11 protein-coding genes and 2 riboswitches are annotated in these 14,740 nt (G+C 47.2%); of the genes, 5 read left to right on the top strand and 6 right to left on the bottom strand.

The features are described 5' to 3' along the window. Positions 1–82 precede the first annotated feature (82 nt). From JFC05_RS01875 to JFC05_RS01850, 6 genes are all read right to left on the bottom strand, one after another. Positions 83–1,840: an FAD-dependent oxidoreductase gene (locus JFC05_RS01875; protein WP_198335532.1), complete on the bottom strand. Its 1,758-nt coding sequence runs from the start codon at positions 1,838–1,840 to the stop codon at positions 83–85. Positions 1,841–2,019: 179 nt separating this feature from the next. Then, positions 2,020–3,237 carry a globin domain-containing protein gene (locus JFC05_RS01870; RefSeq protein ID WP_198335531.1) on the bottom strand — a complete coding sequence of 406 codons (1,218 nt, stop codon included), beginning with the start codon at positions 3,235–3,237 and terminating at the stop codon, positions 2,020–2,022. A 344-nt stretch (positions 3,238–3,581) separates the two neighbouring features. Continuing rightward, positions 3,582–4,805, bottom strand: coding sequence for a vWA domain-containing protein (locus JFC05_RS01865; protein ID WP_198335530.1), 1,224 nt, complete (start codon positions 4,803–4,805; stop codon positions 3,582–3,584). 92 nt (positions 4,806–4,897) lie between these two features. Then, complete coding sequence (locus JFC05_RS01860; RefSeq protein WP_198335628.1) at positions 4,898–5,752, bottom strand: AAA family ATPase; 855 nt, start codon at positions 5,750–5,752, stop codon at positions 4,898–4,900. Between the two features lie 287 nt (positions 5,753–6,039). Then, the gene (locus JFC05_RS01855; RefSeq protein ID WP_226940863.1) at positions 6,040–6,690 is read right to left on the bottom strand and encodes a hypothetical protein; all 651 of its coding nucleotides are present in this window, start codon (positions 6,688–6,690) and stop codon (positions 6,040–6,042) included. A 243-nt stretch (positions 6,691–6,933) separates the two neighbouring features. Beyond that, positions 6,934–7,254 carry a YcgL domain-containing protein gene (locus JFC05_RS01850; RefSeq protein ID WP_192992981.1) on the bottom strand — a complete coding sequence of 107 codons (321 nt, stop codon included), beginning with the start codon at positions 7,252–7,254 and terminating at the stop codon, positions 6,934–6,936. Positions 7,255–7,502: 248 nt separating this feature from the next. Next, a riboswitch (glycine riboswitch) is annotated at positions 7,503–7,681 on the top strand. Positions 7,682–7,731: 50 nt separating this feature from the next. Beyond that, positions 7,732–7,889: riboswitch (glycine riboswitch) on the top strand. Between the two features lie 178 nt (positions 7,890–8,067). On the opposite strand from JFC05_RS01850, the gene gcvT reads away from it, so the two are divergent. From gcvT to JFC05_RS01825, 5 genes are all read left to right on the top strand, one after another. Next, the gene (gene gcvT / locus JFC05_RS01845) at positions 8,068–9,252 is read left to right on the top strand and encodes a glycine cleavage system aminomethyltransferase GcvT (protein ID WP_198335529.1); all 1,185 of its coding nucleotides are present in this window, start codon (positions 8,068–8,070) and stop codon (positions 9,250–9,252) included. A gap of 67 nt (positions 9,253–9,319) precedes the next feature. Next, positions 9,320–9,700, top strand: a complete 381-nt coding sequence (gene gcvH / locus JFC05_RS01840; protein ID WP_075101105.1) for a glycine cleavage system protein GcvH — start codon at positions 9,320–9,322, stop codon at positions 9,698–9,700. 439 nt (positions 9,701–10,139) lie between these two features. After that, a complete protein-coding gene (locus JFC05_RS01835; protein WP_198335528.1) occupies positions 10,140–10,895 on the top strand; it encodes a nitroreductase family protein in 756 nt (251 codons plus the stop codon). A 70-nt stretch (positions 10,896–10,965) separates the two neighbouring features. Continuing rightward, positions 10,966–13,863 (top strand): aminomethyl-transferring glycine dehydrogenase, encoded by a 2,898-nt coding sequence (gcvP, locus tag JFC05_RS01830; RefSeq protein WP_198335527.1) that lies wholly within the window; start codon positions 10,966–10,968, stop codon positions 13,861–13,863. Between the two features lie 173 nt (positions 13,864–14,036). Continuing rightward, positions 14,037–14,711: an esterase/lipase family protein gene (locus JFC05_RS01825; protein WP_198335526.1), complete on the top strand. Its 675-nt coding sequence runs from the start codon at positions 14,037–14,039 to the stop codon at positions 14,709–14,711. The last annotated feature ends 29 nt before the right edge of the window (positions 14,712–14,740 follow it).

Genomic DNA, 14,740 nt, shown 5'->3' with positions numbered 1-14,740 from the left:
CTATCTTAATATTACCCTAAACCCTTTACCCACATCCCTTTTACCAGTTCGTGCTGTAACTCGTAAATCTTATAGCAGCTTATTACAATCTTTTGGTTACTGCACTTAGCGCCGATACTATTGGATCAAGATATTTATAACGTGCTTGGTGCATGAGTGTTGATGTTTCTATGCTCACAGTTTGTTCTCGCTCCATAACTGTGAATAATGCTTGCGCTGCTTGCTTACCAGACGTTGCTGCCTGCTCCATGGTGGGGATTTTCCAGCGTCCAGTAACCGAAACAATCTCGCCTGCCACCACGACATTATCCCACTGCGTAGTGGTTTCAATCAGCTCATCATCAGCATTGCGCACATAGATTTGCGCCAAATCCACCCAGCGCTTTCCGTTATCCTGCACGATACCCATCTCAGCGGTCTCAATATCAGTATACGGCTGCCAATTATCGGTATACAGCAAATTAACTGGATCAATCACGCCGCCTTGCGCGATAGCTTGACGCTGCTCTGCATCGGTAATACCCAGCTGGTATAGAATCTCTTCTTTGGCCTCTGCAGGTGTACATTCCATAAAACGCTTGCCAAATAGTGAGCCTTTATTAAACGGTGAGCTACAAGTTGCCGATAGATTATAATCAAAGCTATCAGGGAATTCGACGTCTTGCCAAAAGCCGCCACGATGCTGAATTTGAAAGACAATATTCCACGGCGCATCAAAGCATAAGTTATAAGACTTACCCAAGAACGGCTCAAAAACAGCGGGTATTTCGGCTAAAGGAAACTGGCTGCCAAAGGACCATTCATTGTTAAAAGGCTTCTTAACCTGTGGTAACAGTCCCATTTTCCATAATACTTCGTGCGGCAGCGCCATCACGGCAGCATCATAGTGCTCTTGCTGTAAACCGTCTGTGGTGCCATTATCACCGCTAATATCAACACTAATCTGTCCATCATCATGATGATGCATATTGAGTATACGCGCTTGAGTGACGATGGTTACCCCGCGCGCTTTTAGCTTCTCTACTAGCGCCTCGATTACCTCAGAAGTCGGACGATTAAAGCAATACGATTTAGACGTCTCACCTTCTGGCAACACGGGTGCTTCGGTCATCGGTAAAAACATCAGTACAAAACTGTCCATAATATCGACGGCTTTACTGTGCATTCTGGCACCAGTCAAGATGCCAAACCAATTGGTAATAAATTGCTTAGTATGGGCATCAAAATCATCAATACCGATGACCTCACCTGCTGTTTTAAATGCCATCGCGGCGCGCTCTTTGTCACTGGCATTGACATGATGAACAATGCGTTGTACCAGTTGCAGCATGTTCTTTTTATTTAAATCAAAGGTATCAACCATCGCCTCAATCGTCTGCAAATCTATCGCCGCACGTCTATCGATTGCGACGCGTTTACCTTTTTGTTCATCTTTTTGCTCACTATTATTAGTGTGATTATCGCTGTCTTCAGTGTTACCGTGACCACTTTGATAAAACTGATAGTCTTCAACCGCTGTCAACATATGCAATAAACCAGCACGATCAAAAATATTAAACAAAGAAAAATAGGTAGAGCTTAGCGCGCGAATGGAGTGCTCTTCAAAGCGTTGCTCATCAGCATTAAAGTAGCCAATCATTTTGCCACCACATGTGGCGCTTGATTCTACAATGGTAATATCAATGTTTGGGTCTTCGGACAACTCAAACGCCGCACTTAACCCTGAGATACCACCACCAGCGACGAGTACTTTTTTCTTAGCATGCCTATTTTCAGCGAGCGTTTTAACGGGCGGATTATTATTGTTAGAGGTCATTATTTGAGGATTTGAGTCAGCCATGGTGTTTCCTTGTTATTATGCGAATTTTTATAATGATTTTTTATTATTAATTTAGAGTCTATTAAATATTCCAGTTTCAAACCTGTTTAATCTCAAGTGCACTATAAAAGAATAAGGCAAAGTTATTTCATAACTTTGCCTTATGTGTTCATCTATTGTTGTATATCGTTTTAACTTTATTAGCCAGCTTTCAGCTCTAGACTCATTTTAGGACCAAACGGCTCATAATGCACATTATCAACGCCATGATCTAATGCGACTAACCCATCAATCATACTGTCCATAAACATCATCGAGCCACAAACATAGATATCAGCAGGCTTAGGCAGATTAGCTAACCATGCTTCATCAAGAATTTGCCCTTCGTCAAAATAGAAAATATGTTTTTCTACGTTTTCTGCTTTTTCTAACAGCTTATCAACTTGCTCATTAAAGGCATGATGCTGCTCATTTTGACAGGCGTATACCCAGATGATCGGCCGCTTTGGATTGGCCATAATCTGCGCCTCCAACATAGCCAGTACAGGCGTCACCCCTACGCCTGCGCTCATCAGCACCAGTGGTACCTCGTTTTGGGTCATCAGGTGTTGCTCCAGCACAAAATCGCCAGCAGGGGCAGATAACAAAATCGTATCACCGACGTTTATGTGGTCATGCAGATGGTTTGAGACCAAACCATGATGCGCGTTGCGATTGTCGCGTCTGACTGCAAACTTGATGCCCTCTTCGGTATTTGCTGAGTACAGAGAATAGTGACGCAAAGCGGTGTGATCGCTGTCTTTGGGGTCTGTTTTTACAGTGATGTATTGTCCAGCACTCAAACGCATTTTATGTAAATCAATCGCTTGATGGTTTGCCGTATCGCCGTCTTTATACTCATTGCTAGGCACCGCGATAAAGGCGGCAATATCCGTCGCCACCGCGGTCTTTTTTGTTACGGTAAATGGCGCAAAGCCTTGCCACAGCGCAGACTCATACATGTCTTGCTCTATTTGGATAAACACCGAAGCAATCTCATCATAAGCCTCTGTCCAAGCATGGATAATCTCATCCGTTGCCGCCTCACCCAGCACTTCTTTTATCGCGCCGATAAGATGCTTGCCAACGATAGGATAATGCTCAGGTAAAATCTGCAGGGCGCGATGCTTATGGCTGATTTGGGTGACTTGCGGCAGTAGCGTTGCCAGCTTGTCCAGATGCTTTGCTGCCGCCAGCACCGTCATCGCCAGCGCCGTCTGCTGACGCCCAAGCTTTTGATTGGTTTCATTAAAGATATCCAGCAGCTCAGGATGCTCAGCAAACATGTTTTTATAAAACACCGTGGTGATGGCGGTGCCGTGCTCTTCGAGTACAGGTACGGTGGCGGTGACGATTTCTAGGGTTTTTGGTGAAGCCATGATAACTCTCTTAGTGATTGCTATATAAAAAGGTTGCTACTGATAAATGAGTCATTTCATAAGTATTTATAAAGTGATTAAAGATTGCTTAACTTAAATAGTTAGTTGACACACTTCATAACATTCATTTTAAATGAATGTTAACACATTTCATTACGTATACCAATGCGCTATCGCTATTCAGCCGTTTTTTAAGCAAAAAAAAGCAGCCATGATGATATCAATGACTGCTTATGAAAAACCACTAGTTCCAGCTATACTAATGATTTATAAAGACAAATATCAGCATTAAAAGCCGCTCACCATCTTTAAAAACCCAAATATATAAACACCCTGCTATAAAATCAACGCGCCATATAATTGGTCATCTCTTCCACACCGTGCAGCGTCATGGGATACATTTTATTATCGAACAACTTTTTAATCTCAACGATGGTCTGAGTATATTGCCAATAGGCATGATTTTCAGGATTGAGCCAAGCAACTTTATCAAAATGTGCTAATACCCTTTTTAACCAGACAATACCTGCTTCGTTATTCATATACTCCACACTGCCGCCGACCGTCATCAGCTCATATGGCGACATCGACGCATCGCCGACAAAGATGACGCGATACTCACGGCCATAGGTATTGAGCAGCTCAAAAGTCGGCATCAGGGCACTGTGCCGACGGTTATTGTCCTTCCAAACGTAGTCATACAGACAGTTATGAAAATAAAAGAACTCTAAGGTCTTAAATTCGTTTTTTGCCGCCGAAAACAGTTTTTCTAGCGCCTCGACATGGATATCCATACTACCGCCGACATCGAACAGCATCAACACTTTAACACGATTGCGGCGCTCAGCTTGCATATGAATATCGAGCACGCCTTTTTTAGCCGTGCGCTTGATGGTCTCATGGATATCGAGCTCGTCGGCGCTGCCAGTACGGGCAAACTGGCGCAAGTTGCGTAGCGCCATCTGAATCTGGCGCGTGCCCAGATGATTGTCATCATCGAGGTTACGATATTTGCGCTGCTCCCAGACTTTGACCGCACTGCGTTTCCGCGACTCACCGCCGACGCGCACCCCTTCAGGATGATCACCATAAGCGCCAAACGGTGAGGTGCCGCCAGTACCGACCCATTTGCTTCCGCCCTGATGACGCTCTTTTTGCTCCTTTAGACGCTCCTCAAGCGCCTTCATCAACTCCTCAAGCGAGCCGTATTTTTTGAGCAAGCGCCGCTGCGCTTCGGTCAAATTTTTGGGATCTAGCTTGAGATCGAGCCACTCTTTTGGGATATCTGTCAGCTTGTTCATCAGCTCATCGATATCTAAGCTGTCGATACCTTCAAAATAATCGGCCATGGCGCGGTCAAATTTATCAAAATGACGCTCATCTTTGACCATACAGAGGCGAATCAGTCGGTACATATCCTCGCGACTGGCAAAGGTAGACAGCGCTGGGTTTTCAGGATGTGGCTGCATCATCAGCCCCTGCTCGAGCGCAGCGTTTAGATCGAGCAGCTCGCGCGTGCTGACTGGCACGCCGTAAGTCCGCAGGGTGTAGAATAATTTGATAAACATAAAATACGCATCACTTATTGGCTGATAAGGTTTGATTGGCATCATCATGCTGACAGCGATATGACACCAGACAACGCTGTCAGTCGATACGCCTAACGACGCATCATGTTGGCAAAACGCTGCAACAAGCTCACATCCGCTTCGTTTTTGAGTAGCGCGCCGTATAGCGGCGGGATCGATTTTTCACCGCGCAAGTTTTCTTCTAGCTCTTGTTGTGCCATATCATCGGCAAGCAATAACGTTAACCAATCGACCAATTCCGACGTTGATGGTGGTTTTTTAAGCCCTTGAATACCGCGCAGCTTATAAAAGATATCCAGCGCATCATTGACCAGTTTTTCTTGGATATTGGGGAAGTGCACCTCAATGATTTGACGCATGGTGTGCTCATCAGGAAAATCGATGTAGTGAAAAAAGCAGCGGCGCAAAAATGCGTCGGGCAGCTCTTTTTCGTTGTTTGAGGTGATAATCACCACTGGGCGCTGCTCGGCGGTGATGGTCTCGCCTGTCTCATAAACATAAAACGACATTTTATCAAGCTCATGCAGCAAGTCATTGGGGAACTCGATATCGGCTTTGTCGATCTCATCAATCAATAGGACGCTGCGCTCTTGACTGGTAAAAGCCTCCCAAAGCTTACCGGGTTTGATATAATTGCCAATCTCATACACCTTGTCGTCACCGAGTTGCGAGTCGCGCAAGCGTGAGACCGCATCATACTCATACAGCCCTTGCTCAGCTTTGGTGGTTGACTTGATATGCCAAGTAATCAGCGGCATCCCCAAACTCTGCGCCACCTCTTCGGCCAGCAGTGTTTTACCAGTGCCAGGCTCACCTTTGATCAGTAGCGGTTTTTGTAGTGTCATCGCTGCATTGACTGCCAGTTGTAAATCATCGGTGGCGATATAGCTTTGCGTGCCGGTAAAGGCATGGTTGGTCTTGTCCATCTTGGTCGTCATAGTAAAGTCTCAGTTATCTTTATCAATAAAGTATTTTATAAAATAGCATTCACAAATTAGAGTAGCATAGGCTGATGGATTGCCAAAATACTCATGCGTTCGTCATCCTTCCAATCAGCGCTTCTTACGCCCTAAATATGGCGCATAATGATTAGCCATAAAAAAAGACACACATGGTGTCTTTTTTATAGTCACTTTATAGTCATTAAGTTTATAGTTATCGAGCTTATAGTCATTGAGCAAATTAAACCATGCCGCTATTGACGCCCAGCTCCTCACCCTTTGTCTATCGTATCATTGGGATTGGCCTGTTTAGACAGTATGCCCTCATTTTTGGCACCGCGCTTTTTGAGATCCAGCGTTTCGTCAGTCTCAGCTACTGGTGCGTGATCATGAACCTTCGCATGCTCAGTTATATCAGTGTTTTCGGCCAGATAATTGCCTGTGGTCAGCTGCATGGTCGCCTGCGTATCTGCGGCGGTGCGGCTCCGCGCTTTGTCTAGGCTCGACTCAAAAGCACCGCGTATCAGCTGCCAGACAAACCCAACAAACAAGCCCACCACCAGCACCACCATAATGGGCAACATATTGGCAATGGCACTTGTGTAGTCTTTCATCATAATCGCATACACCACACTGATACTGGCAGGGGCAATCTCGCTAGGGTCATCGAGCGCGGTACCGGGCGCGAGCAATACGGCAAACAACACCATCCAGCTCATACCGCCGAGTGGACGCGGCAACATGCGCGCCACCAGCAGCCATAGTATCAGTACGATCACCGTTCCCCCAAGATAGGCATACATGGGCAGATCGGCGGGTGGGACATCTTTTACCAGCTGTCCCCACCAAATAGCAATCTCTCCTAAGATATCACTGATACTCTCAAGCGGTAAGCGATGCAATATGTTTTTTAACCAGTCCATGCGTGTTTTATTACCTGCGTTTATCACCAGTAGCGCCAGCAGCGTCTATTGGTAGTGGGTAAGTTTTGCCGTACTAGGGCGTGTCCTCAATATGACAAAATATATAATAGACATCTGCACTTAACAGAAGATCAGTTTATCACGACTTTCTAGGATGTGTCCTCAATCGACACGATAAAGACGAAGACACGCGTCTGAGTATTGCATGCCTTTAGCCTTAAGTGCCATTAGCTTTGAATGCCATCAGTCATAAATACTATCTTGTGCTTCGCGGGCGCGTAGCTCTGCTTGGCGGCGCATGACATCTTGCGGCGGCAATTGCACAAAGTACCCTTGTGCTTGGAGCTTTGCCAGCACCTCTTCTTTATCGACGCGAGCCAGCTTCGAGGTGGCGGCCAAATCCAGATGCATGACAAACTGACTACGCCCTAGCCCCGCACGAAACTCCTTGGGCAACACCCCCAGCCAGTCTTTAATCTCATCGGTATCATCTGGATAATCAGGACGCGCAATGTAGATGTACATATCATCATGTTTGGGAAACTTATAAATATCGCAATGCATAAAAACAACCTATCAGAATCTATCGCCATAGGTTAGCATATTTCGGGCAAACATCAGTAGTCGCTTTACGTTCTGCTATGGTAAACCGACTAAAAACTAACAACGCACTCAAGAGGACAAACACCAATATAACGCTGCCACCATGCCTTACTACTGACAATCGCTGGGACAAAAAAGACTTTTTGCCAAAATTATCGACTTTAATGGCGCAGATGGCTTGTAAAAGCGCGGTGAACCTTTCATAATAAAAACGTTTTTCAGGAGAGAGTCTGCAGGCGTACCTATCTGCTATCAGGTCATTGAAATAAAAGACCGGCAACGATACGTATCAGCCCATCGTGGTGATGTCCTATTGAGCATTATCCACAGACCACCGAAGGCGCATCCACCCTGCCAATCGCTCAGGTAAAAGGACTGAAAAACACATGTCATGATTGTTTTGCGGCGACACCTAACGCGTGGCCTACAAACATAAGGCATAACAAATCTGGAGAGCGGTAAGGACGGACGACGCCTTACCCACCGAAGGGGAGAAAATGCGACAGCATCGTGATGGCAAGAGTAAAGCAAAGGCTTTAGAGACCACGACGATGTGCCGTATTGAAAATCTCAGGTGACAGGACAGATAGGGCTTTTGCTTAAACCGACGTTTGGCGTCTGTTTGGCTGATTGCTCTATTTTTTGTACCACCCTTGGTTGCGATACTTGCACCCTGCAATATCGCTACTCACTATGATAATGCACCTCTGCCCTGCTACTTTGATAAGTTATGACTGATTATCAAATGCGGCTGATGTTCCATAAGGATTTGTTATGACCGATACTCACAATACCAGCACTCCAAGCACAAACACCGCAGCCCCCAAACGCACGCCCCTTTATCAGTCTCACGTCGATAGCGATGGCAAGCTGGTGGATTTTTCTGGTTGGGAGCTGCCCATCCATTATGGCTCACAAATCGAAGAGCACGAAGCGGTACGTACCGATGCCGGTATGTTTGACGTCTCGCATATGGTCGTCGTCGATATCAAAGGTGCAGATGCCAAAGCATGGCTACGAAAGCTACTGGCCAATGATGTCGCCAAACTAAAAACCGTCGGCAAAGCGCTGTATTCAGGCATGCTCAATGAGCAAGGCGGCATCATCGATGACCTAATCGTCTATCTAATGAATGAAGACGCCACCGAATATCGCATCGTCTCAAACGCGGCAACCCGTGATAAAAACATGGCACAGTTTCACAAAGTCGCAGCAGGTTTTGACATCAGCATCACCGAGCGCCCAGAGCTTGCCATGATTGCGGTACAAGGTCCAAAAGCGGTTGAAAAGCTAGCCAAAGCCAAGCCAAGCTGGTCAGAGACACTATCAGGTCTTAAGCCTTTTGTCGGTGCTGATTTGACCGATATCGAAGGCACAGATTGGTTTGTCGCTCGTACCGGTTATACAGGCGAGGATGGCGTCGAAGTCATCATGCATGGTGATGATGCGCCAGCGTTCTTTGACTTATTAAAAGATAATGGTATTAAGCCTGCTGGCCTCGGCGCTCGCGATACACTACGTATGGAAGCGGGCATGAACCTCTACGGTCACGACATGGACGAAGAAACCAGCCCGTATGAGTGCAACATGGGCTGGACGCTGGCGCTAAAAGACGAGCGTGAGTTTGTCGGTCGTGATGCCTTAGTCAGTAAGCGTCAACAAGCAAAAGACGACAACACCGCCATGAAACAAGTCGGCTTACTACTGACCACCCGCGGTGTCTTGCGTGAGGGCATGACCGTGACCATCAACCAAGGCACAGACAATGAGCAAACCGGTATCATCACCAGCGGTACCTTCTCCCCTAGCCTAAAAAACTCGATCGCAATTGCACGTGTGCCTGCCAGCTTATCAGACGAAGATAGCGTACAGGTCGACCTACGCGGCAAAGGCAAGTTCGTCGATGTGCGCGTCGTAAAACTCCCTTTTGTCCGTAACGGCAAACAGCAGTTTGACTGATATCCCTGATAAATTTTATCATTAACATCCATTATTTTATTCACCATCCTCACTTAGGAGAGACCCCATGAGCAACATTCCAGCAGAACTAAAATACATCGCCAGTCACGAGTGGCTGCGTTTAGAAGAAGACGGTACGATCACTGTTGGTATCACTGACCATGCTCAAGACCTACTCGGCGACGTGGTATTTGTCGAATTGCCAGACGTTGGCGATATCCTCGCCGTCGACGACGAAATCTCTGTGGTCGAGTCTGTAAAAGCAGCCTCTGACGTCTATGCGCCTATCTCAGGTGAAGTGGTTGCGATCAACGAAGCACTAGAAGATGATCCAGAAATCATCAACTCTGACCCGTACGGCGAAGGCTGGTTCTTTAAAATCAAACCAGACAACATCGCCGATTACGAAGCATTGATGACCGCTGAAGAGTACGAAAACGAGCTGTAATCTACTCAGTCTTTGTTTAAATTTATATAAGCAACACGGCGGATACTGGCGGCAGCTGGTATCTGTTTATCCTACTGTTAGGCCATTTTTAAGCCGCTTTGAAAAACACAGCGGCAAAAACACGACTGCTAGGGTGTATCCTCATTTTAAAAATGGCGATAAAAATGAGATAAATCGCCGTCAAACAAGGAAAATAGCGCAGATAATATCGAGATATTAGTCAGCTATTTGACACCGTTTGGCCGGGTTTAGCCATTTTTAGCCCATTTAGATGGCTATCGATTGAATTGAGGACAACGTCCTAAACAACCTGATTGGTAATAATCTGATTTATCACGACGACTTACTTGTTAGATGCGGACGCGATTCGCGATTATAGCCCCAGCCCCGCTTTGATGATGCGCAAGTGGGTCACTCAATCCTCAGCATGGACTCTCTTATGACCCCTGAAAATGACAAAAAAACTGGCACTACACTCGATCGCACAGCGACGCTACAGGCGTTTTGTGACGTCGTGGAGTCTCGTCGTTCGGTGCGCCGTTTCACTGACACACCGATACCAGATGCCGTACTGGCAGACTGTCTGCGTCTGGCCATGCTGGCGCCCAACTCAAGCAATCTGCAGCCGTGGGAGTTTTATGTCATCGATGATGCAGACACACGCAAACGTGCGATAAAAAACTGCATGAACCAAAACGCGGCAAAAACCTCAGCGCGTCTCATTGCAGTGGTGGCGCGTACTGACGTGTGGCAAGACCACGCCCAACAGATATTGCGTGAATACCCTGATAAACCTGTCCCAAAAAAGGTAAAAGACTACTACAACAAAGTCGTCACTTTAGACTTTTTGCGCGGCCCTGCCAACATCGTCTCTGCAGCCAAATGGGGTGCAACTCAGGTCGCAAGACGCCTCAAAGGACCGATTAAGTCGCCTTACTATACCTTTGAAGACACCAAAAACTGGGCCACCAACAATACCGCGCTTGCCGCCCAAAACCTGATGCTGGCACTACGTGCACATGGCTTTGACAGCTGTCCGATGGGCGGCTTTGATGAGCCTGCGATGAAGCGACTATTAGGTTTAAGCGACAACCACCATATCGTCATGATGATTGGCGCAGGCGAGCGCGCTGACAATGGTATTTACAACACCCAGTTTCGCTTTGATCAAGCTCAATTTGTTCATTACGTCTAAACCCGTCATTAGTTATTAATATCCGTTATTTTAGCCATCTCCTTTACCACTCCCTTAACCAAGGAATGTCATGACTATCTCTCAAAACCCAACGTTTGATACCTTCCAAGGATTATTTAACGAAGCTGAATTTGTCTATCGTCATTTAGGCTCAAACGATGCCAAACAAGCTGACTTGCTCAGCGCCGTTGGTTATCAAGATATGGCAAGCTTTATCAACGATACCGTGCCTGAGCCTGTGCGCTTGCACAAAGCGCTTGATCTACCAGTCGCGATGAGTGAGCATGCTGCACTTGCCAAGCTACGCACCATGGCAGACGACATCACGGTAAACAAAAGCTACATTGGTCAAGGCTACTCGCCAGTACGTATGCCTGCAGTCATTCAGCGTAACGTGCTAGAAAACCCAGGCTGGTACACCGCTTATACGCCTTATCAAGCAGAAATCGCTCAAGGTCGCCTAGAAGCATTGCTTAACTTCCAGCAAGTATGTATCGACTTGACAGGGTTGGAGATGGCAGGCGCGTCACTACTTGATGAAGCAACGGCTGCGGCAGAAGCGATGGCGATGTCAAAGCGCGTGAGCAAAAGCAAATCAAACCAGTTTTTTGTGGATGAGCGCATCTATCCGCAGACCCTAGATGTCATCAATACTCGTGCCAAGTACTTCGGTTGGGAAGTCGTCGTCGGTGATTTTGAAACCGCCAAATCAGGCGACTACTTTGGCGCGATTTTCCAATACGTCGGTGTTGAGGGCGATGTAAAAGACTTAACCGACGTCATCGCCGCGGTCAAGAAAAACAAAACCTACGTCAGCGTCGTCAGCGACATCATGAGCTTGGTGTTGTTAAAGTCACCAGCCGATATGGGCGCAGATGTGGCACTTGGTAGCACCCAGCGCTTTGGTATTCCAATGGGCTTTGGTGGTCCACACGCCGCCTATTTTGCTTTCTCTGACAAAGCCAAGCGCTCAGCACCTGGCCGTATCATTGGTGTGTCAAAAGATTCGCAAGGCAATACCGCGCTACGTATGGCACTGCAGACACGTGAGCAGCATATCCGCCGCGAAAAAGCCAACTCAAACATCTGTACCTCACAAGTATTGCTCGCCAACCTTGCAGGTATGTACGCGGTTTATCATGGTCCAGGCGGCGTCAAACGTATCGCCACTCGCATCCATGCATTTGCAACTGCCTTTGCTGATGTGATCAAATCCGCTGCTGACAGCAAGCTAACCGTGGTGCATGAGCAGTTCTTTGACACCGTGGTCATCGATTGCGGTTCAGAAAATCTGGCCACCCAAATCTTTAAAAACGCAGAAAACATCGGCTACAACTTATGGCGTCTAGGTACGACCAAGCTGAGCGTGGCCTTTAGTGAAACCAGCGACGCGCAAGACTTTAAGGCGCTAACGCAGTTGTTTGTCAGTAAAGCGCATGACTTGCCAGCAGAAGCTCGCGTGTCACTCGATAGCGCGCACTTGCGTACCGATGACATCCTGACCCATCCGGTGTTTAACTCACACCACACCGAGCATGAAATGCTGCGCTACCTAAAGTCGCTAGAAGACAAAGATTTGGCGATGAACCGCAGTATGATTTCACTTGGTAGCTGTACCATGAAGCTAAACGCCACCAGTGAGATGCTACCGATTACTTGGCCTGAATTTGCCAACGTGCACCCCTTTGCGCCGCGCAGCCAAGTCACCGGCTATATCGCCATGATCGATAGCTTACAAGATCAGCTAAAAGCCATCACCGGCTTTGACGATGTATCGATGCAACCAAACTCAGGCGCTTCTGGTGAATACGCAGGCCTACTTGCCATTCGCCGCTATCATGAATCATTGGGCGAAACAGAGCGTGATGTGTGCCTGATCCCGCAGTCGGCGCACGGCACCAACCCTGCAACGGCCATGATGATGGGCATGAAAGTCGTCGTCGTCAAAACTGACGAAAACGGTAACGTAGACATCGAGGACTTGACGGCAAAATGTGAAGAGCATAGCGCAAGCCTAGGTGCGTTGATGATTACTTATCCATCGACGCACGGGGTGTTTGAAGAAGGCATTCGTCATATCTGTGACTTGATTCATAAGCATGGCGGTCAGGTCTATATGGATGGCGCTAACATGAACGCACAGGTCGGCATGATGCAGCCTGCTGATGTCGGTGCTGACGTACTACATATGAACTTGCATAAAACCTTCTGTATCCCGCATGGCGGCGGCGGTCCTGGCATGGGCCCTATCGGCATGAAGGCGCACTTGGCCCCCTTTATGGCCAACCATACGCTAAGCCCTGTACACAACGCGCAAAAAGACTGCTCAGCGGTATCGGCAGCGCCTTATGGCTCAGCGAGTATCTTACCCATCTCTTGGATGTATATCACCATGATGGGCCGCGATGGTCTGCTAAAAGCCACGGAGCTTGCGCTCTTAAATGCCAACTATGTCGCCACTCAGCTACAAGACCACTACCCTGTTCTTTATACGGGCAAAAACGGCCGCGTTGCGCACGAGTGTATCATCGATATTCGCCCATTGAAGGAAGAAACTGGCATCACTGAGAGCGATATCGCCAAGCGCTTGATGGATTATGGTTTCCATTCACCAACCATGAGTTTCCCAGTTGCGGGTACGTTGATGATTGAGCCAACTGAGTCTGAGTCTGTCGAGGAATTGGACCGCTTCATCAGTGCACTTAAATCTATCAAAGCTGAGGCTATGAAGGCCAAAGCTGGCGAAGATGGTTGGACATTAGAAGACAATCCATTGGTCAATGCGCCGCACACCGCGGCGATGATTACCAGTGAAGAATGGTCGCATCCATATAGCCGTGATACCGCTGCATTCCCACTGCCGTACATCCGCGCTCATAAGTTTTGGCCAAGTGTGGCACGTGTCGATGATGCCTATGGTGATAAGAACCTTATGTGCTCTTGCCCAAGCATCGAAAACTATATGTAGTGTTAAAATACAGTTTTAAAAACGAATAAATAATGGCTATAACAATAAACCTCCAAGTCAGTAGCTGATTTGGAGGTTTTTATTTGGTTTGAGATATTTAGAGCTATACTATTCATATCATCAAGTTGTTAACCGTACGTTTTTAATGGATATTATTTTTAATGGAAGTCAGCATGCACCAAAAAAACCGCGTCATTCTCATCCATGGTCTGCATCAAACCGCTTGGATCATGCGGCCATTGGCCAAACGCTTGCAAGCCGCAGGATTTGACACCCATCAATTTGGCTATCGTAGTCTGCGTGATGGCATCAAAACCAATAGCGCACGGCTCAATCGCTGGCTAGAAGAAAACCACCATCCTGACCAGCCAATCGATTTGGTCGGTCACAGTCTGGGCGGTTTGATTATTCGTGATTTCGTCACTCAGTATCCCAAGTGGCAAATTGGACGCTGCGTGACACTTGGCACGCCGCATGTGGGTAGTGTTTGTGCTGACTATATTTGGCGCTTGACCCCAGCGGTAGTAGGACGCTCGTACGTCGATGCGCTAGATGGCACGGTCGCGCCCTTACCGGAGCATATTACCTTAGGCGTGATTGCGGGTAATCGTCCTTATGGCTTAGGGCAGTTGTTTTTACAGTATCATAATCGCAAACTGCGTCAGACAGACAACATGCCATCAGCAGAACATCTACTACACGATGGCACAGTATATATAGAAGAAACTAAAATAGCGGCCGCAACTGACCACATAGTCCTACCAGTCTCGCACACAGGAATGCTGGTCGACAAAGCGGTCGCCGAGCAGACCCAATATTTTTTACGACATGGACAGTTTAAACGCTAAAAATGCTCGACATTAAAAACACTAAGCCC

The organism is Psychrobacter celer (genome assembly GCF_016107555.1).
Classification (GTDB): Bacteria; Pseudomonadota; Gammaproteobacteria; order Pseudomonadales; family Moraxellaceae; genus Psychrobacter; species Psychrobacter celer.
The sequence above is the reverse complement of the archived record's forward strand: the minus strand, read 5'-3'. Positions and strand labels throughout refer to the sequence as shown.

Coding starts and splice junctions, on each gene's coding strand:
- JFC05_RS01875 (WP_198335532.1), bottom strand. CDS start 1,840: ATGGCTGACTCAAATCCTCAAATAATGACCTCTAACAATAATAATCCG.
- JFC05_RS01870 (WP_198335531.1), bottom strand. CDS start 3,237: ATGGCTTCACCAAAAACCCTAGAAATCGTCACCGCCACCGTACCTGTA.
- JFC05_RS01865 (WP_198335530.1), bottom strand. CDS start 4,805: ATGTTTATCAAATTATTCTACACCCTGCGGACTTACGGCGTGCCAGTC.
- JFC05_RS01860 (WP_198335628.1), bottom strand. CDS start 5,752: ATGGACAAGACCAACCATGCCTTTACCGGCACGCAAAGCTATATCGCC.
- JFC05_RS01855 (WP_226940863.1), bottom strand. CDS start 6,690: ATGGACTGGTTAAAAAACATATTGCATCGCTTACCGCTTGAGAGTATC.
- JFC05_RS01850 (WP_192992981.1), bottom strand. CDS start 7,254: ATGCATTGCGATATTTATAAGTTTCCCAAACATGATGATATGTACATC.
- gcvT (WP_198335529.1), top strand. CDS start 8,068: ATGACCGATACTCACAATACCAGCACTCCAAGCACAAACACCGCAGCC.
- gcvH (WP_075101105.1), top strand. CDS start 9,320: ATGAGCAACATTCCAGCAGAACTAAAATACATCGCCAGTCACGAGTGG.
- JFC05_RS01835 (WP_198335528.1), top strand. CDS start 10,140: ATGACCCCTGAAAATGACAAAAAAACTGGCACTACACTCGATCGCACA.
- gcvP (WP_198335527.1), top strand. CDS start 10,966: ATGACTATCTCTCAAAACCCAACGTTTGATACCTTCCAAGGATTATTT.
- JFC05_RS01825 (WP_198335526.1), top strand. CDS start 14,037: ATGCACCAAAAAAACCGCGTCATTCTCATCCATGGTCTGCATCAAACC.